Consider the following 17689-nt stretch of genomic DNA (forward strand, 5'->3'; position numbering starts at 1 on the left):
GAAAGAATCCGGCCGGCCCGAGAACGGGTGGGTCAGCGGGCCGGCCGGCGCAGCCGGTCAGAGTTGCTCACCATTCGGGGGTGGCGGGAGCTGTCTGTCATAGCCAGGCAGACCTCCGGGGCCGGCTGCATCGTCCGGCGGGTTGCCCCATGGACCGGGCGGTGGTCCGTGCGGCCGTTCCGCCGAAGCGAGGATTTCAAGTTGCTCCGGCGTCAGCTTGGCGCGCAGCGCGGCAATCGCCTCCTTCAGTCTGCCAGCAGCGACCGCTCGCTGCGTAACGTCGTCGGCCAGCTTCTCCTGGATGGCGAAGGGATCGCGCTCGCCATTGCCGGGATTTTCGGCGTTGGGGCCGCGCCCTCCGGTGCCACCCGGACTATGATCGGGCTCCAGCGGCGTCAGCACCGCCTGCAGTGCGCTGGTGTAGTCACGCCAGGCGTCGAGCTGCTCGGCCCGCACGCCAACCTTGGTCTCGAGCGCCGAGAGCCGCGCCGCGAGCATGAATTCCGGTGGTGGCCCCATGTGTTGCGCGCCAAAGTGCTGCGGCCCGTGACCTTCCTGTCCGAAGCCTTGCGGTCCGTGACGCATCGGCCGGTGTGGCCAGGGCATCGGATCCTGGTTGGCGCCGTCGTCCTGCGCCACCACCGGGGGCTCGTAGCCTAGGGCCACGCCAGCGTTGGGCTGCGCGGCAAGCGCGGGATGAATGACCGCTGCGGAGAAGAGGCCGAGGGCAAAAAGTCTGCTTCGCATGACGTAAATCCTTTCCTGCATGCTTCGGATGGCTGGAGGATAGGAGGCGTGTTTTGCCGCTTTGCTTCGGCGCGTTGCCGAAGGTTTCCACAAAGAGGAGATTTGTTTCCGAATGTTTCTGTTGGCCCGCCGGAAACATTCGGTTGCAATTTTCCATGCCGCTTGTCGTCGGCTCTCCCTATAATTGGCAGCGAACAGGCTGACGGAAGAAATGCAGGCACAATCCCATATCCTTGTCGTCGACGACGACCGCGAGATCAGGACGCTTCTCGGGCGCTATCTCGATGGCCAGGGCTTTCGCGTCTCGATGGCGGCGGACCGGCGCGAATGCGAGCAGAAGCTTGGCTCGGGCCAGTTCGACCTGCTTGTGCTCGATGTGATGCTGCCCGACGGTTCGGGGCTCGATATCTGCCGCGCCTTGCGTGACCGCAAACCGCATATTCCCGTCATCCTGCTGACAGCGCTGAAGGAGGATGTCGACCGCATCATCGGACTGGAGCTTGGCGCCGACGACTATCTCGGCAAGCCTTTCAATCCGCGTGAACTCACCGCCCGCATCCGCGCGGTGCTGCGACGCTCGACGCCGGAAGAGGCGGCCCCGCCTCGCGTTCGCGTCTACCACTTCGCCGGCTACCGGCTGGAGCCCGACACCCGCAAGGTGACGGATGCGCAAGGCGGGCTCGTCGATCTCACCGGCGCCGAATTCGATTTGCTGCAGGTCTTCCTTGACCGTCCCGGCCGGCTCTTGTCGCGCGATCAGCTGCTCGATCTGACGCAAGGTCGCGAGCGTGATCCGCTTGACCGCTCCGTCGACGTGCTGATGAGCCGACTGCGCCGCAAGTTCGGCGATACGGGCGACGGGCCTCTGTTCAAGACGGTACGCAATGGTGGCTACCAGCTCACCGCGCGCGTCGAGACGGCGGAGACCGAGGCATGAATTCGCTGCGCCGGCGGCTGATCATCCTGCTGCTCGTTTCGATCGTCGGCGTCGTCGGCCTCGCCACCATCGCCGCGATCAAATTGCTCGGCGGACCATCCCCCGAACTGACCATGGGGCCGGTCGCCCGGCAGATCCAGCTCATGGTGCAGCTCGTCCCGGGCCATGCGGCAGGCGCGGGCGACACCCCGGTCAATCTCAGCGATCATCCCGCAAATGGTGTCGAGGACCAACCGCACACCCGGGTGCTCAACCACATCCTGCACGACATCGGTATCAATGCTTCTGCAATTGTAACCCGCGCGGCCGACAAGCCCGGCATGGTTGCGTCCGTCGCTCTGCCCGACAATCGCTGGATGATCGTCGACGTTCCCGATTTCGGCCCGCCGAGAGACGTCTGGTTCGTGCTCTCGGGCTGGATCACGCTGATCGTGCTCGGCGCCACCGCCGTTTCGGCCTATTTCGCCGCAGTGCTCGTCAGGCCGCTCGAAATGATCGAAGCCGCGGTGAGCAGGATCGGGTCGGACGGCGTCCTGGCGGCGCTGCCGGAAGAAGGGTCGGCGGAAGTCAAGGCGACGGCGCGCGCTCTGAACCAGCTTTCCACCAGGCTGAAGACGGCCATGGAAAGCCGTATGCGGCTGGTCGCAGCCGCCGGGCACGATCTCAGGACGCCGATGACGCGGATGCGGCTGCGCGCCGAATTCCTCGACGAGGACCGCGAGAAATGGCTTCACGACCTCGACGAACTCGACCGCATCGCCGACAGCGCCATCCGGCTGGTGCGCGAGGAGGTCGACCAGGATGCGGTCAAACCGGTTGCCCTGAAAGGGCTGGTGCACGATCTCGAAATCGAAATGACGTCACTCGGGCATGCGATATCGATCGGCCACCTGGACGAGGTCTCGGTGCGGGCAGGAGCGCTAGGTCTGCGCCGCGCCTTCCGCAACCTGATCGTCAACGCCGCCACGCACGGCAAGGGTTGCAGTCTGTCGCTGTCGGCCACGAACGGTCAGGCCGTCCTCACCATTGACGACCGTGGTCCCGGCATCCCGCCGGAATTGCTGAACAAGGCGTTCGAGCCGTTCTTTCGCGTCGATCCAGGCCGCCGGCAGTCGATTCCCGGCGCGGGCCTTGGGCTCGCCATCGCCAAGGAGATCATAGAGCGTTACGGTGGAACCGTGACCCTTGAGAACCGCCATGGCCGGGGCCTCCGTCAGAAAGTTGTTTTCGCCGTTGTCCCGGAACAAAGTTATTCAAACGTTCGCGGCTAAATCCAGAGTCCGCTCTCCTTTCTCGGCGACTGCAAGGTCAGTTGCCATTAGAAAATACAGATCGCCACGTTTGCGGACCAAGACCGTACTCGGCGATGACATCCTTTGCTTAGTTGCACTCTGCCATCAGGGTTGGACAAGCCGGCACGACGGGCCGCTTAGTACGGCACGCTGCCCGATAGCTCGGTCCTCTCGCCCATTCTCGCCATTGGTCGCGGAGGCACTCGAGCGCTTCCCAGTTCGGATATCCCTCATAGCTTCCTCCGCTCCTACGGTTCGATCACATCGACTTGTTGTAATGGCCTCCCGAAGCGACGCCCAACGCACCGACCGCGTTAGCCGCGACGATGTCGCCTGCGGCCGGTACAAGCAAATCCATGCGGCGGGCGAAGGCAACAAAAGTGCCACGAGCGGTTTCGGCATCCACCTCGCCGGCAAGGGCTGCCCTGCAAGCATTGAGCGCGACGCCATGAGCAGGGTTTCGCTTCGATGGCGGCCATTCATCCAGCAGGGCGAAGGCGTCTTTTACGCTTTGAATGTCGGTCGGGAACCCAAGACCCACTAGCACCCTTACGGGATGCTGAAATTGATTGTCCATGTTTTCCTCCGTTTCTCGTTGTTGGTCCAATTGATCGGAAGCCTGCTCATGGCGCGTAGCGCGAAGGTTGCGTCCGCAGCCCCCTTTAGCCTGTCGAACTCCCGTTTCCAGGGGGGCCTTTGCCGTCGGTAAGATTCCGCGCGGCCAGAAACATCACCGTGTATGCTGCTTTGCGCCGATTCCAACCCGCGGCCTCGGCTCTGTCGAGCAACTCGACCAGTATCGGGTCAAGCGTAACCTTCAGGTCTGCTTCGTAGTTCAGATCGGTGGCCGCACGCGACGGCGGGGGGATTACGTTCAAGTTCATCACGTTCATGGCTCCACCCATTTGTCAGGGTGTCCGCGCCCACCGGGCGCGGACACTGCGGGTACCGTCAAAAGTCCATGCCACCAGCCGGCATTGCCGGAAGGGCAGGTTCCTTCTTAGGCTTCTCGGCAACCATCGCTTCCGTCGTTACCAGCAGGCCGGCAACCGATGCCGCATCCTGGAGCGCGGTCCGCACCACCTTCACCGGATCGATGACGCCCTCGTTGTAGAGGTCGCCGAACGCATTGGTCTGTGCGTTCCAGCCCCAGCCGAATTCCGGTTTCTCGCGTAGCTTGCCGACGATGATCGAACCTTCCGCGCCGGCGTTCTCCGCGATCTGGCGCACAGGCGCTTCGATCGCGCGGCGCACGATCTCGATACCGTGCCTCTGGTCCTCATTCTCGGCCTGCACGCTGTCCAGTGCCTTGGCCGCACGCAAAAGCGCCACGCCGCCACCTGGCAACACACCTTCCTCGACCGCAGCGCGCGTCGCATGCATGGCATCGTCGACACGGTCCTTGCGCTCCTTGACCTCGACCTCGGTCGAGCCGCCGACGCGGACGACGGCGACGCCGCCGGCGAGCTTGGCCAGCCTCTCCTGCAGCTTCTCGCGGTCGTAGTCGGAGGTGGTTTCCTCGATCTGCGCCTTGATCTGGCTGATGCGCCCCTGGATCTCCTCCTTGCGACCGGCGCCGTCGACGATCGTGGTGTTCTCCTTCTCAACCTCCACCTTTCTGGCGCGGCCGAGCATCGCCAGCGTGACGTTCTCCAGCTTGATGCCGAGATCCTCCGAGATCGCGGTGCCGCCGGTGAGGATCGCGATGTCTTCCAGCATTGCCTTGCGGCGGTCGCCAAAACCCGGCGCCTTGACGGCGGCAACCTTCAGCCCGCCGCGCAGCCTGTTGACAACCAGCGTCGCCAGCGCCTCGCCCTCGACGTCCTCGGCGATGATCAGCAGCGGCTTCGACGACTGCACCACGGCCTCCAGAACCGGAAGCAGCGTCTGCAGATTGGAGAGCTTCTTTTCGTGGATCAGTACGTAAGGCTCCTCGAGCTCGACGCGCATCTTGTCCTGGTTGGTGATGAAGTAGGGGCTGAGATAGCCACGGTCGAACTGCATGCCTTCGACGACTTCCAGTTCAGTCTCTGCGGTCTTGGCTTCCTCGACCGTAATCACGCCCTCATTGCCGACTTTCTGCATCGCCTCGGCGAGGAAGCGACCGATCTCGCCGTCGCCATTGGCCGAAATGGTGCCGACCTGGGCGATCTCGTCATTCCTGGTCACCTTACGGGCGTTGATCTTCAACTCCTGGACAATCGCCTCGACGGCCTTGTCGATGCCGCGCTTCAGGTCCATAGGATTCATCCCCGAGGCAACGGCCTTCGCACCTTCCTTGACGATCGCCTGAGCGAGCACCGTTGCGGTCGTCGTCCCGTCACCGGCGATATCGCTGGTCTTCGAGGCAACCTCGCGGACCATCTGAGCGCCCATGTTCTCGAACTTGTCCTCAAGCTCGATTTCCTTGGCGACGGTGACGCCGTCCTTGGTGATGCGCGGGGCGCCGAACGACTTGTCGATGACGACGTTGCGGCCCTTGGGCCCGAGCGTGACCTTCACCGCGTCGGCGAGGATGTTGACGCCGCGCAGCATCTTCTCGCGCGCTTCGGTATGAAATTTCACCTCTTTGGCAGCCATTGGATCACTCCTTAATCTACGCATCATTGATTGGATTTCGAAAAAGCCGTCAGGCGGCCTTCTTCACCTGCGCGGCCTGCTCGATCACGCCCATTACGTCGCTTTCCTTCATGACGAGCAGGTCTTCGCTGTTGAGCTTGATCTCAGTGCCGGACCATTTGCCGAACAAGATGCGGTCGCCGACCTTGACGTCGAGCGGCGTGAGCTTGCCACTTTCGTCGCGCGCGCCCGGGCCGACGGCGATGACTTCACCCTCCTGCGGCTTCTCCTTGGCAGTGTCGGGAATAATGATGCCGCCGGCCGTCTTCTCCTCGGCCTCGATGCGGCGAACCAGGATACGGTCGTGCAATGGACGGAACGTCATGTCGTTCTCCTTCGGGACAAACAGATTTTTGAGGTTCCTCCACACCGGACCGGCAATATCGGGCAGGTGCGGGGCGCCGCGACCCTTCTTCAGGCATCGCGCGCATATCGACCTAGTTTTGCATTTCTTGAGTTTCAAGGGGTCGCTGGAAAAATTTTGGCACTCAGCATTTTAGAGTGCTAGCGACATGAATTCATGAAGCTATTTTGCCAGGGCGCGCGATTTTCAGCTTTTGAATATGATCCGAACTCCACGAATTTTTTGCAGTTGGAGTTCCGAAAGGGGCACGGCAACACCAAAGATGCCAACGAGATTGTTAGGAAGCGGAGACCATCGATGGAACAACCTTGTCGAAGAATATCCTCTCGATCGCCCCTGAAGCCTCTGATCCTTCGCTTGACCGCCTGCTGTTTCCGGCGCGGCATTTTAGTCACCCCGATGAGGTGGTGGGCGACCGCACGCTCGACACTCAGGAGAAGCGCGCCATTCTTGCCTCATGGGCATCGGATGCTTGCGCCGTCGAATCCATACCTGCGCTGCGAAAACCACTTGGTGCTTCGAGCCCGGTGACGTTCGACACCGTCATGAATGCACTTCGCCGACTGGACGAAAGTCGCGCCGAGGTAGGCTGCGAGCTCAAGGAACGGCGGCCCGAAAACGCCCGCAAACACTTGATTCCTGAACACGCGCGATAGGAGAGAAGCATGGTCGGCAGGGAATTCCGGCTGCAGATGGAGGGCTACGGTCTCACAACCGCGGAGATCCATTACCAACCTTCCTGATCATCCAAGCCTTTTGCAGCTCTACGTCTGGCAGGAATACGATCTTGCACCGGAATTCCCGACCCTGAAAGGGTTTCTGGATTACTGGAGCGCGAACTCGAAGGCGCGCTCCATTCCGTGCGCGTCGCCCATCACCGCCTTATCCGGCCGTCCGAATGGCAGGCCGTAGACGGCATCTTCACATTTCAATAGCCGGCGCCGGGTCCGCTTCCCTTGAACTGAAAAGAAGCGTTTCCAATCTCTTTTTATGTCTCCGGCGCGGCTTGCCGGATGTCGAGTTGAACGGAAGCGAAGGATCACATGGAACCGACGTTCTTTGAAAATCCCGTTTCCGCAGTGGTTGTGCGGTGGCCTTCGCTAAGTTCGCCGGCATCGTTTGCAGGAACGTATCTCGCCGCGTACGAAGGCTGGGTTGCCCACGGTTTGAAGGGAGGTCTCTATGGAAAGTGCCACGTTCAAACAGCCGGTTTTCGTAAGAGACGAAGGCCATGTTGTCCAAAAGATCGGCTGTGTCATGGATGCGATAGAGTTTCTGGAGGAATGGCCGGTCGAAAGGCGCGGCCTCCTCCACGCAGCGGCGTCTGATGCATGCTACTCCGCGTACGACGGTCGGAAATCTGTCGAGGCGGCGCACAAGGCCTTTGCGACCTGGGCACGCAGGATCGCCGTCATCGAGGACCTGCCCGCAGCGCCAGAGTGGATGACAGGGCCGAAGATCAGCAAAATGGACATCTTTTAGATAGTCAGGGCTAGAATCATTGCGGCGGCAATCTACCGCCGCAGCATCAAAGCGGCGTCACCGCAGAGGGGAAAGCCGAGCCTCTTGTCGTTGTCTGTTCATAGATGCCTTCAACACAGACAACCTACCAAGCGGATCGCACGATTGAGCGCGTCTGCCGGCCCCGCCGGCCCCTTCACGTTTCGTCCGGTCCCCTTGGACCGAATCTGTCAGGTCGCCTTCGTCGTCGGACTCGATTAGGTCGATTAGCGCTGCCACCCGTGTTCCCGGCAATGGTCGACCCTGGCTCATCAGCGCCTCATCACCAAAGGCCCAGGCCCAAGCCTCTCTCAATTCCTCGAGCGAGGCACCGGACGCGATGATGTCCGCAATCGTCACGTCGTCTATGGATCCGACGACCGAGACGACGTCTTGGCGTGTCATAGTCATCCTTTTCATCCGTTCGAAATACCCGCGAAGTAGATGGGCATTCGAGCGCTTGCCACCAGCCATTCGAAGGCGGTCGCGAAACTGCTTTAGGGTCGCTCTTGACGCGACGGAAATCGATTCCCAATTAATCTTTGTCGGTCGCCGTGCAAGGGGCCGACGTGTCAGGGAGCGCCAGGCTTCTTGGCGTTCCCTCGTATCTATGTTGCTCTAAGGAGGATGTAGCTATGAGAACGAACCTGGACTTTTCCCCCTTCTATCGGTCGAGCATCGGCTTTGACCGCATCTTCAACCTGCTCGAAAACGCCAGTCCCCCGCAGAACGCGGATAGCTGGCCGCCTTACGATATCGCCAAGCTCGGCGAAGACACCTACCGCATTGTCCTCGCGGTCGCCGGTTTCGGTGAAGACGAGCTTACGATCACGCAAGAGCCAAATATGCTCGTGATCGAGGGCGCCAAGACAGAGAACGACGAGGTTCAGTACCTCCATCATGGCTTGGCGCTGAGGTCGTTCGCGCGCCGCTTCGAACTGGCCGATCATGTCACCATTGTCGGGGCAAAACTCGAAAACGGTCTGCTGATCATCGACCTCAAGAAGGAAATTCCCGAGGAGATGAAGCCGCGCCGCATCGTGATCAATGTCGAGACCGACAAGAAGGCGGCGTCCAAGCGTATTGAAAGCGCGGCGGCCTGATCTCTGGCGGTCGGCCTGCACCCAACACCCCGATTTGTCGTGGTGGGTCTGGTTGCGACCCAAAGCACGAAAGGAGAAGGACAAATGAGCGTACGTGACTTGATTCCCTGGAGCCGTGGTGGCAGCCAGGCACCGAGTATTTATCGCGGTGATGACATGGATCCGTTCCTGTCGCTGCACCGCAATGTCAACCGGCTATTCGACGAAGTATTCCGCGGTTTTGACACCCCTTCGGTGTTGAGCCGCATGGCACCTCTCAACGGCACTTGGCCAAGCGTGGAGTTCTCGGAAACCGACAAGGAAATCCGGGTGACGGCCGAGATCCCTGGCCTCGATGAAAACGACGTCGAGGTCATGCTGGACGATGGTGTTCTAACGCTTCGCGGCGAGAAGAAAGCAGAGACCGAGGACAAGGACCGCCAGTTCAGCGAACGCTATTATGGGAGTTTTGAACGGCGTTTCAGTCTCGGTCGTGAGGTTGAAGACGACAAAGTGGCGGCGACCTTCAAGAACGGTGTGCTCTCCGTGACACTGCCGAAGACCAAAAAGGCGCAGGCAAACGCCAAGCGGATCGCAATCAACGGCAACAAATGACGGTCGCGAAGGAGGCCGGGGCTCGATGAGCCCCGGTCGTCGCAGATGGCAAGGAACGTCAAATGACGTCCGACAGCCACAAACGAAAGAGCCGCATCATGCGATGCTGAATCAACCCTTTGCAATTCACAGGAGGTAACAAATGACCAGTCTGGCTTTCCTTGCCCCCGTGCAGGTTAAGACCAGTGACGTGGTACACGACATCAACACGGTGCGGGAGGCGCTAGTATTCTTGAATCAATGGCCGAAAGCCCGTCGAGGACCGGTATACAGCTGCGCAGTGAGAAGCTGCAACGCCGCGATCGCCGGGCAGATGCCAACCGAACAGGCGCGACAGGCATTTGTCAGCTTTGCCAGGATAACTGGGGTGCTGGCCAAATCCGATTTTACGCCACTGGCCGCTGATCAAAAGCTACCCGTTTCTGGGCGCGGTCCCTGACATTCTGTCTGCTTCAGCTTCAGCGAATGGCAGCTTTGCGCCCCCATTCGGTCATTCGTGTCAAAGTCTCTTTGCTCCTAAAGCCGCGATTCGGTCATCTGACAGGCGACGGCTGCACCGTCGCCTCCTGCGATACGGACAGCCCCGCGAGAAGCGGAGTGTACGCGGCGAGCCTGCGGGATACGAACTCGGTGAAGAGCCGCACACGCTTCGTCTTGCGTGTCTCCCCCTGTGTGAGAAGCCAAACCGTTCCGTACATGTGCAGGGAGGTGCCCGGCACCCTCACCAGCAGGGGGTCGGCATCTCCGATGAAGCACGGCAGTGTCGTCATCCCGAGCCCTTGCCGTACAGCAACGATCTGTGCCTCGCCGTCCGTGGTCCTGAATGGAACCCCCGTGGTGCGAACCTCACCCTCGCTGGCCCATTCCGGAATTCCATGAATGCTTATGACGATCCACCGGATGGGATCAGGTGCGCCCGCCCGCCATGCGACTAGTCGATCGCGGGACATGTAGACGCCGCCGAACAGCTCCGGTCCCTTCAGGCCATGAAGATTGAGTGGCAGGGTTTTGCGGTCGTAGACGACGCGGATTGCCACGTCGGCCTCTCGGTTGGTCAGATTTGCCAGCTCGCCGGACGACAGGATTTCCATCTCGATGTCCGGATGCAGACGCGCGAAATCGGCGAAGTCCGGCATGAGCAGGTATGTCGCGAGGGTCGGAGCCAATGTTACCCGCAGAAGCCCGCGCACGCTCTGGTCGCGACCGAAGACGCGCGTCTCCAGCTGGTGCGACGACGCTTCCATCTGTTCCGCGAGTTCGAGAACTTCCTCCCCCGCAGCCGTCAGGCGATAGCCCGAGGGCAGCTTTTCGAACATGTGCGCCGCAAGGCGCTCCTCGAGTTGGGCGATGCGTCGCAGCACGGTCGCGTGGTTCACACCGAGGCGCTTGGCAGCGGCCCGGACCGAGCCTCCGCGTGCGACGGCAAGAAAGTAGCGAACGTCATCCCAGTCGATCATGGTGCAATCTCGCACCGCGGTGCGCCTTCCAAGCCCTAACTTATCGTACAACAGTATCCTAACACTGGTCGACGAGCGGTGCCTAATTCCGAACGGAGGAACCTTGTCGTCGCGGCTACAGTTGATAGCCGGTACCGGATCGATTTCGCACCACCGCTGTGCGCACTTACTCACTCAACGCCTGACCCCGGCCAACCCATCTTGAAGGTCTCGGGGCTTTCCCGATTGACCAAGGCGCAAGCCTGGAAGGATGCACGTCATGACCAAATTGAATGGAAAGACCGCCGTCATCACCGGCGGCGCTACCGGTATCGGCCGCGCCGCGGCAAAGCGATTCGTCGAGGAGGGCGCCTTCGTCTTCATCTTCGGCCGCCGACAGGAAGCGCTCGACGCTGCTGTGGCGGACCTCGGGCCCAATGCCCGCGCGGTAAAAGGCTCGGTCTCCGATCTGGCCGACCTCGACCGGCTCTACGCGGCGGTGAAGGCCGAGCGCGGAACCCTCGACATCGTCTTCGCCAATGCCGGGGCCGGAGGCCCGCTTCCGCTCGGCCAGATCACCGCCGAGCACATTGACGAAACCTTCGACACCAATGTGAAGGGCACGATTTTCACGGTCCAGAAGGCGTTGCCGCTGATGGGCCCGGGCGGTTCGATCATCCTGACCGGATCGAGCGCCGGCACCACGGGCGCGCCGGGGTTCACCGCCTACAGCGCGAGCAAGGCGGCAGTGCGCAACCTCGCACGGACCTGGGCCGAGGACCTGAAGGGCACCGGCATCCGGGTAAACGTGTTGTCGCCAGGGGCGACGGCGACCGAACTCGCTAAGGAAGCGCTGGGCGAGGAGGGCCAGAAGGCCTACGGCGCGATGACCCCGCTCCAGCGCATGGCCGACCCGGCGGAGATCGGAGCCGTGGCCGCCTTCCTCGCGTCACCGGACAGCAGCTTCATGACCGCCAGCGAGGTCGCCGTCGACGGCGGCCTGGCCCAACTTTGACCTCGGCGCGGTTCCGTACCTAGCTCACACACAGCGAAAGACAAAAGATTATGAAAGCACTCGAAGGTAAAATCGCGGTCATCACGGGCGGAAGCAGTGGGATCGGCTTAGCGACAGCCAAGCGCTTCGTGGAAGAAGGTGCGCACGTCGTGATCACCGGGCGAAGGGAGAAAGAGCTGAAGGAGGCCGCAGCCTCCATCAAGAGAAACGTCACGACGGTCGTGGGTGACGTGTCGCTCTTGGAAGATCTGGATCGCCTCTATGCCGTCGTGAAGGAGAAACATGGTCACGTCGACATTCTCTTCGCGAACGCGGGTGCGGGGACAATCGCACCGCTCGCGGTCGCTACTGAGGCCCATTTTGACCAGACCTTCGACGTGAACGTGAAGGGGCTGTTCTTTACGGTGCAGAAGGCCCTTCCTCTCTTCAAAGACGGCGGCTCGATTATCCTGACGTCTTCGGTATCGAACGTGTTGGGGGTGCCCGGATTTAGCGCCTACGCCGCGAGCAAGGCAGCTGTTCGCAACTTCGCGCGCGCTTGGACACTGGAGCTGAAAGACCGCCAAATTCGCGTGAATACGGTGAGCCCCGGACCGATCGAGACTCCCGCGCTAGAGACGACGACGGGCCTCACCCCTGAGCAAGCCGAGCAAGCGGCCGCCCAGTTTGAGTCACAGATCCCAATGGGTCGCAGGGGAAAGCCAGAGGAAATTGCGGCTGCGGTCACGTTCCTCGCCTCCGACGAAAGTTCTTTCATCACCGGCGTCGACCTCGCGGTCGATGGCGGCATGGCCCAGGTCTGAACTGGGCAGCACAAGATTGGAGAACGTTATGAGCTACGCAATTATCGGTTTCGGCAAGATCGGTCACGCTCTCGCCAAGGCGTTTGCCCGCAAGGGCATCGAAGTATCCGTTGCGACCACGCGCGATCCGGAAAGCTTTGCATCCGACGCGGCCGCGATCGGACCCACGATCATTCCCAAAACACTGGCGGAAGCGCTCATGGCGGACATCATCTTTTTGGCGGTCCGTTTCGAAGCGCACCCGGATGTCGCGAAGGCGCTCCCCAACTGGCAGGGAAAGACCATCGTCGATGTGACCAATGCCTACGGCTTGCCCCCTGAGGAACTGGGAGGACAGCCTTCGTCCAAGTTCGTCGCACAGGCCTTCACTGGCGCAAGACTGGTCAAGGGCTTCAACCATCTGATCGCTGCCACCCTTGACCAAGATCCCGCCGTACATGGTGGCAAGAGAGTCGTGTTCCTGACGAGCGACGATGACGACGCTGCGGCGGAGATTGGTACGCTCGCGGAAAATCTCGGTTTCGCGCCGATAAAGCTTGGCGGGCTGTCGGAAGGTGGGCTGCTAGTCCAGGCGCGCGGAAACAGCTGGGGTCATCTGGTCTTCAAGGACCTGGTCAAGTTCGACGGATGAACACGACGTGCCAACCGCTTGGATCGGATCGAGCGCGATCCGATCCAAGCGAAATGCCCAACCGTAAAGGAGATTCCGATGTACGACCAATCCAAGCTATCCGAGTTGATCCGGTTCGCACGCATAGATGTGGGCTCCACGGTCATTGACGTTTACCCAGGCGACGGCGACTGGACGCGCCTCTTCTCCGACATCGTCGGACCAGAGGGTCGGGTCTACAGCTTCGTGCCGGCCGAAGTCGCCGACTTCAAGAACGATCCGGTTGGCCGCATGCGGACGCTCGCGAAGGAGCCGGGCCGAGAGAACGTCGAGGCCGTCTCGGCGAACCTCGTCGCGATGCCGGAGGCCACGCAACCAGCGGATGTCCTGTGGCTGCACCTGTTCTACCACGATCTCCACACCGCGCTGATGCAGAAGAAGGGGGCGACGGCGGCCGACTTCAATCGAGCCGTCTACGACCGGCTGAAACCCGGTGGGTCCTACGTCATCGTAGACCACGCCGCCGCTGCTGGGGCGGGCACGGGCGACGCCCAGTCGCTGCATCGGATCGACCCAGCGTCCGTTCGCGAGGAGGTGGTGGCGGCCGGCTTCGTACTGGACGCGGAAAGCACCATACTCGCGAACAAGGATGATGCGCACTCGATCAAGGTGTTCGATCCCTCGATCAAGGGCGAGACCGATCGCTTCGCCTATCGGTTTGTGAAGATCTAGCACTGGGCTGTCCAACGACGAGTGCGACGACCGATTGTGGGTAGGTTTCGGAACGACAGCTTACCGCAGACGTCGGTTAGAACCGGACCGTCCGCTGTCGGCCTTCAAGCAGCCCGGCCGCAATGCGCCTCAAATCGGCCGTTCAGATCAGGCTCTCCATTTTCTGAAAGCCGACGTTTGGCATGGACGGGATTATGTCCGGAATTGACCCGTTGCTGCTGTTCGCCTAGCTCACAGCGTGTGACGACACTCAGTTCGAATAGGAGTATAGCTCAATAGAGAGCAGCCACCCGCTGCACGGTTGGTAGGAGAGGTTGCGGCGAAGTTTGGGCAAAGGAGGTTACCACCCAGCGCAAGAACATTCCCGCGAGTTCAAATTGTGGTAGTGTCTCAGTTTGAAATTTGCGCAAACGACGCGAAGATGACGGTGACGGCCTTCTGTCATGCGTCTTGTTGCCACCGCGCACACCGAATTGTCGCCGAGGGGCCAACGGGATATTTGGGGGAGCGCGAGGAGCATGTCACCAGCCCCGATTTTCGTTGAGCCAGTATGCACCAAAACAGCCGAATTGGGGTGGAAAACCAAGCCGGCGTTTGGCGTCAAATTCCACCTGCGAGAGAGACCAAGATGAGTTGTTGTCGGTCACGTTGGGGACGATGGTGTACCCCTCCGCGATCAACTGCAAAGTCATTTCCTGGAAGTGCCTTTTGAAGCCGCTCTCAATTTGGCTGCTCGGATACCGACGACCTTGCAGGCATGCTCGCTTCAGAATGTCGGAATACATCTGGGCGCTGAAAACTCTCACAGCTTCTTCGGAGATCGGCTTGTAAGGTAGGCCGTTCTCGGCCCAGCATTCTCCTGCCGACGCTACCAGCATCGCGGCCAACGGGCTTGCCAGGGACCTCGCCATGTCGGACCCCTCCGACCAAGGTTCACATATTAGTGCCGATTAATATGATCGACAACTACCGAATAAGCGCTATGAGCCAGAGGCGACCCACGAAGCCTTGTTTAGGTGCGGCAAGCGCGTCCCTAAAGGCAGCTAGTCGCGCTGCCAAGTGTTCTCTTTTGACCATACAGCCCCCGGGTATGGCGCAATATATACGGGCTGCCGGAATGCTGGTCCTCGCCCCCCGCCTGGCTAGCGCTCCTTTCCGGCCAATGACGGCCCGCTGCTGTGGAGAGTAGCGGGCCGCTTTGCCAAATAAGCTAATTGGCCTTGTCTCTGGTCGGCTCAACAGTTCCCCGCTATTGGCCGGCCAGTGTCATAGGGGTATGGTGTGTTCGCGGAAAGGGAAATTTCGAAACGGTCCATCGGCCATGTGCAGGTTGACCCTCGCTCTCGCCTTCGTGCTGACCTGTGGCCCAGTGTCGGCAGTAGAGCATTGGTTTGCTGAAGATGGCGACACGCTGTGGCATGACAAGAAGCAAGTTCAGCTGCTCGGTATCGATGCTCCCGAACTTTTGCAGCCGTGTTTTGATGCTGCTGACAAGATCTGGCCTTGCGGCAGGTATGCGCGTGACCACATTCGCCATCTCATTGCCAGCGGGGACGTATCCTGCACCATCGAAGGCAAGGACCACTTTGACAATGATGTCGGCGTCTGCTTCGTCGGGAGCATCGATCTCGGACGCGACTTGGTGAAACACGGATTGGCGGTCGCCGACAAACAAGCGCCTCGATACCTTGCTGAAGAGCGCGAAGCCCGCATTGCCAAACGGAACTTGTGGTCAGGGAACTTTATGGATCCCGGCGAATATAGACGGGGCGGACGCCCATAGCGCTATCGCAGTTGTTTCCTCATCGAGGCGGCGATGGCGCCAGCGATCGGCGAAAAGGTCAGGGTCGATAAGATCAGGCCCAGGGCGAAGAAATAGGGCCGTTACTTCTTCGGCATCTGAGGCGGCTCTAGTGTGACATAAGGTGTCCTCGGCTTCTTGCCAGGCTCCCGGTAAAACGGTGCCAAATCGCCGGAGGGTCCGAGCGATTTGATGTAAAGATACACCGAACGTAAGTCGCTTTCGCTCATGGCTTGGATTTGGTACCAAGGCATCGGCGGCAAATTGACCTTGTTCTTGAGGTGGTCGACCCATTTGTCCTCAGTGAAGCCCATCGCCGAGTCCCTGAGGTTTGCTGCATAGGTCGTGCCCCATGGACCCTGCCAGCCAATGGAAGAGCCTTTCAATGCTTTCTCCGGGTCGATTTTCCCATCGGCTTCACGGTATCCTTCCGTGTGGCAGAAATGGCAGCCGCCTATGATCGAAACATACAAACCGCGTTCGACGGAAACCTCGTCTGCCGCCAGTAGGCTGGATGGCAAGATGCACAGAGCAACGCCCGCACACAGATCGATTGTTCGCATATTCGCTGCCCCTTGACCTGATTGTGGACCAAACTACTGATACCATATTCGTAATATTTTTCAACTACTTGTGATCCTATTGAGGAATTGGTGCCGCCAATTGGGACATGTGTCAAGTGACCACTTGTGAGCTTTCATGCTTGGGCACGAGCGCATTTGCTCAGCACTGTGACGTACCGATCAACCACGGATTCCGAACGCTATTCAAGCCAGCGACGTCGGAACAACTGATCTCGACGTAAGGCGAATGCCGCCGGGATCACCCTGGACTTGTCGTTCTAACCTGGCGCTGCATTGGAGGGCTCAAGCGATGATAACAGCTTTGCGCCTCATATCGGCCGTTCAGATCAGGCTCCCCAGCAAAGGGAGGTTACCACCCAGCGCAAGAACATTCCCGCGAGTTCAAATTGTAGTGTAGTCTTGCTTGGGGAACCCGATGACACTGACCCAAACCACCGAGTGCGCTCTCGAGGCTTGCTACGACGCGACCTTGGAAACAGGACGCTGGCCCCAGGCACTACAGCTGCTGGTGGAATCGGTCGGGGGCTTAAGCGGCAACTTCCACTGCCACACAACCCAGCCAGCTACGACAAGGCTGCCAAGCTCCTCGGCGAATGAGGAGTATTCCGAGCTCTGGATGCGCAACCAGGAATTCGCTCCGGATCCTCATCTTGAACGATGTGGACGGCTCTACGCGTCCGGGCGCCGGTTTCTCCTCGAGCATGACGTCTCAACTGAGGAGGAACGTCGAACCCTTCCGCACTACCGGGAAACTGCTTGGCCGAGTGATCGCCAATGGTATGCCGGCGTCGGTTTTTCCGTCGATGGCAATATCTGGTGTCTCCCGACATATCGAGGCGCAAAGCAAGGACCTGTCACGCGAAAGGAAGGGCGCTACCTCGCGGAGCTCGGGCCACACCTCGCGAGATTGGTTCGGCTAGCCCAACGGTTCGCAGCAAATAATCTCGTGTCGGGACTCTCCGCCCTCGGACAGCTGAATTGCGCGGCACTCGCCATCAACGCGCGGGGCATCGCAATCGATCTCAATTGTCCAGCCGAACGCCTGCTCGGCAAGGATTTCAACCTTAGTGCCGGCCGTCCAGTTGCGGGCGATCCCAGGAGCAATCGTCGACTTCAGCAATTCATCGCTGCAGCGATAGATGCAGGGCGCAGCGCGGCACTCCCCAATGAGCCGGCTGTGATCGCGCGTGAGGAAGCCCCCTGGCTCGTCGCAGATGCGATGCCCGTAACCAGTTTTGGGAGTGACTTCTTCAGCGGCGCCCGGTTTATCCTCGTGTTGACCGACATGACGGCGCGCTCACTGCCTGACGAAACGCGGTTACGCATGATCTTTTCGCTGAGTGCCGCAGAGGGGAAGCTCGCAAAAACGCTGGCTGCCGGTCACGGAATCGAGGCCGCCAGTTCGCTGTCGATCAGCCGGGAGACAGTCCGCGCGCAGCTCAGGGCCATATTCGCAAAAACCAATACGAAGCGGCAGGCTGAGCTTGCTGCTCTGCTCGCCCGAGTTTCGGCCCCGACGAGATCGTGATCTCCTTTAACCCGTTCGGGTGAA

General features: G+C 60.4%; 21 protein-coding genes and 1 pseudogene. 14 read left to right on the plus strand and 8 right to left on the minus strand.

All coding sequences use genetic code 11. The annotated features are described in order from the left end of the window. Nucleotides 1-57: 57 nt before the first annotated feature. Nucleotides 58-747 carry a hypothetical protein gene (locus AC1DX6_RS16940; protein WP_477315290.1) on the minus strand — a complete coding sequence of 230 codons (690 nt, stop codon included), beginning with the start codon at nt 745-747 and terminating at the stop codon, nt 58-60. Nucleotides 748-958: 211 nt separating this feature from the next. Between AC1DX6_RS16940 and AC1DX6_RS16945 the strand changes: the two genes are divergently transcribed. Both AC1DX6_RS16945 and AC1DX6_RS16950 read left to right on the plus strand, forming a co-directional pair. Then, the gene (locus tag AC1DX6_RS16945; protein ID WP_477315292.1) at nt 959-1684 is read left to right on the plus strand and encodes a response regulator; all 726 of its coding nucleotides are present in this window, start codon (nt 959-961) and stop codon (nt 1682-1684) included. Further along, nucleotides 1681-2955: an ATP-binding protein gene (locus AC1DX6_RS16950; protein WP_477315294.1), complete on the plus strand. Its 1275-nt coding sequence runs from the start codon at nt 1681-1683 to the stop codon at nt 2953-2955. Before AC1DX6_RS16945 ends, AC1DX6_RS16950 begins: the two co-directional genes overlap by 4 nt. Nucleotides 2956-3235: 280 nt before the next feature. Here the strand turns inward: AC1DX6_RS16950 and AC1DX6_RS16955 are convergent, their stop codons facing one another. The 4 genes from AC1DX6_RS16955 to AC1DX6_RS16970 form a co-directional block, all read right to left on the minus strand. Continuing rightward, the gene (locus AC1DX6_RS16955; RefSeq protein WP_477315296.1) at nt 3236-3553 is read right to left on the minus strand and encodes a DUF982 domain-containing protein; all 318 of its coding nucleotides are present in this window, start codon (nt 3551-3553) and stop codon (nt 3236-3238) included. Nucleotides 3554-3638: 85 nt separating this feature from the next. Continuing rightward, on the minus strand, nt 3639-3869 hold the full coding sequence (locus AC1DX6_RS16960) for a hypothetical protein (protein WP_477315298.1): 231 nt from the start codon (nt 3867-3869) through the stop codon (nt 3639-3641). 58 nt (nt 3870-3927) lie between these two features. Then, nucleotides 3928-5556 (minus strand): chaperonin GroEL, encoded by a 1629-nt coding sequence (gene groL, locus AC1DX6_RS16965; RefSeq protein ID WP_477315300.1) that lies wholly within the window; start codon nt 5554-5556, stop codon nt 3928-3930. Nucleotides 5557-5605: 49 nt separating this feature from the next. Next, nucleotides 5606-5920: a co-chaperone GroES gene (locus AC1DX6_RS16970; RefSeq protein ID WP_477315302.1), complete on the minus strand. Its 315-nt coding sequence runs from the start codon at nt 5918-5920 to the stop codon at nt 5606-5608. Between the two features lie 347 nt (nt 5921-6267). Between AC1DX6_RS16970 and AC1DX6_RS16975 the strand changes: the two genes are divergently transcribed. The 6 genes and pseudogenes from AC1DX6_RS16975 to AC1DX6_RS17000 all read left to right on the plus strand — a co-directional run bounded on the left by AC1DX6_RS16975 (nt 6268) and on the right by AC1DX6_RS17000 (nt 9595). Then, a complete protein-coding gene (locus AC1DX6_RS16975) occupies nt 6268-6615 on the plus strand; it encodes a hypothetical protein (RefSeq protein WP_477315304.1) in 348 nt (115 codons plus the stop codon). A 9-nt stretch (nt 6616-6624) separates the two neighbouring features. Further along, nucleotides 6625-6894, plus strand: a pseudogene (locus AC1DX6_RS16980) (usg protein). A 247-nt stretch (nt 6895-7141) separates the two neighbouring features. Further along, nucleotides 7142-7441, plus strand: coding sequence for a DUF982 domain-containing protein (locus AC1DX6_RS16985; RefSeq protein ID WP_477315306.1), 300 nt, complete (start codon nt 7142-7144; stop codon nt 7439-7441). Nucleotides 7442-8094: 653 nt separating this feature from the next. Next, nucleotides 8095-8562 carry an Hsp20 family protein gene (locus tag AC1DX6_RS16990; RefSeq protein WP_477315308.1) on the plus strand — a complete coding sequence of 156 codons (468 nt, stop codon included), beginning with the start codon at nt 8095-8097 and terminating at the stop codon, nt 8560-8562. Nucleotides 8563-8646: 84 nt separating this feature from the next. Next, nucleotides 8647-9156, plus strand: coding sequence for an Hsp20/alpha crystallin family protein (locus tag AC1DX6_RS16995; protein WP_477315310.1), 510 nt, complete (start codon nt 8647-8649; stop codon nt 9154-9156). A gap of 142 nt (nt 9157-9298) precedes the next feature. Continuing rightward, the gene (locus AC1DX6_RS17000) at nt 9299-9595 is read left to right on the plus strand and encodes a DUF982 domain-containing protein (protein ID WP_477315312.1); all 297 of its coding nucleotides are present in this window, start codon (nt 9299-9301) and stop codon (nt 9593-9595) included. A gap of 94 nt (nt 9596-9689) precedes the next feature. Here the strand turns inward: AC1DX6_RS17000 and AC1DX6_RS17005 are convergent, their stop codons facing one another. After that, a complete protein-coding gene (locus AC1DX6_RS17005) occupies nt 9690-10613 on the minus strand; it encodes a LysR family transcriptional regulator (protein WP_477315314.1) in 924 nt (307 codons plus the stop codon). Between the two features lie 259 nt (nt 10614-10872). Between AC1DX6_RS17005 and AC1DX6_RS17010 the strand changes: the two genes are divergently transcribed. The 4 genes from AC1DX6_RS17010 to AC1DX6_RS17025 all read left to right on the plus strand — a co-directional run bounded on the left by AC1DX6_RS17010 (nt 10873) and on the right by AC1DX6_RS17025 (nt 13752). Then, complete coding sequence (locus tag AC1DX6_RS17010) at nt 10873-11607, plus strand: SDR family NAD(P)-dependent oxidoreductase (RefSeq protein WP_477315316.1); 735 nt, start codon at nt 10873-10875, stop codon at nt 11605-11607. Nucleotides 11608-11657: 50 nt separating this feature from the next. Then, complete coding sequence (locus AC1DX6_RS17015; protein ID WP_477315318.1) at nt 11658-12410, plus strand: SDR family NAD(P)-dependent oxidoreductase; 753 nt, start codon at nt 11658-11660, stop codon at nt 12408-12410. 28 nt (nt 12411-12438) lie between these two features. Beyond that, nucleotides 12439-13041: an NADPH-dependent F420 reductase gene (locus AC1DX6_RS17020; protein ID WP_477315320.1), complete on the plus strand. Its 603-nt coding sequence runs from the start codon at nt 12439-12441 to the stop codon at nt 13039-13041. A 78-nt stretch (nt 13042-13119) separates the two neighbouring features. Further along, the gene (locus AC1DX6_RS17025) at nt 13120-13752 is read left to right on the plus strand and encodes a class I SAM-dependent methyltransferase (protein ID WP_477315322.1); all 633 of its coding nucleotides are present in this window, start codon (nt 13120-13122) and stop codon (nt 13750-13752) included. Between the two features lie 521 nt (nt 13753-14273). Here the strand turns inward: AC1DX6_RS17025 and AC1DX6_RS17030 are convergent. Beyond that, on the minus strand, nt 14274-14663 hold the full coding sequence (locus AC1DX6_RS17030; protein ID WP_477315324.1) for a hypothetical protein: 390 nt from the start codon (nt 14661-14663) through the stop codon (nt 14274-14276). Nucleotides 14664-15082: 419 nt separating this feature from the next. Between AC1DX6_RS17030 and AC1DX6_RS17035 the strand changes: the two genes are divergently transcribed. Further along, nucleotides 15083-15535, plus strand: coding sequence for a thermonuclease family protein (locus tag AC1DX6_RS17035; RefSeq protein WP_477315326.1), 453 nt, complete (start codon nt 15083-15085; stop codon nt 15533-15535). Between the two features lie 101 nt (nt 15536-15636). On the opposite strand, the gene AC1DX6_RS17040 is transcribed toward AC1DX6_RS17035, so the two are convergent. Beyond that, on the minus strand, nt 15637-16116 hold the full coding sequence (locus AC1DX6_RS17040; protein WP_477315328.1) for a hypothetical protein: 480 nt from the start codon (nt 16114-16116) through the stop codon (nt 15637-15639). 436 nt (nt 16117-16552) lie between these two features. Here AC1DX6_RS17040 and AC1DX6_RS17045 point away from each other — a divergent pair, with 436 nt between their 5' ends. Then, nucleotides 16553-17665, plus strand: coding sequence for a helix-turn-helix transcriptional regulator (locus AC1DX6_RS17045; RefSeq protein ID WP_477315330.1), 1113 nt, complete (start codon nt 16553-16555; stop codon nt 17663-17665). Nucleotides 17666-17689: the final 24 nt, after the last annotated feature.

The sequence above is a fragment of the Mesorhizobium sp. P2_C4 genome (assembly GCF_056404575.1).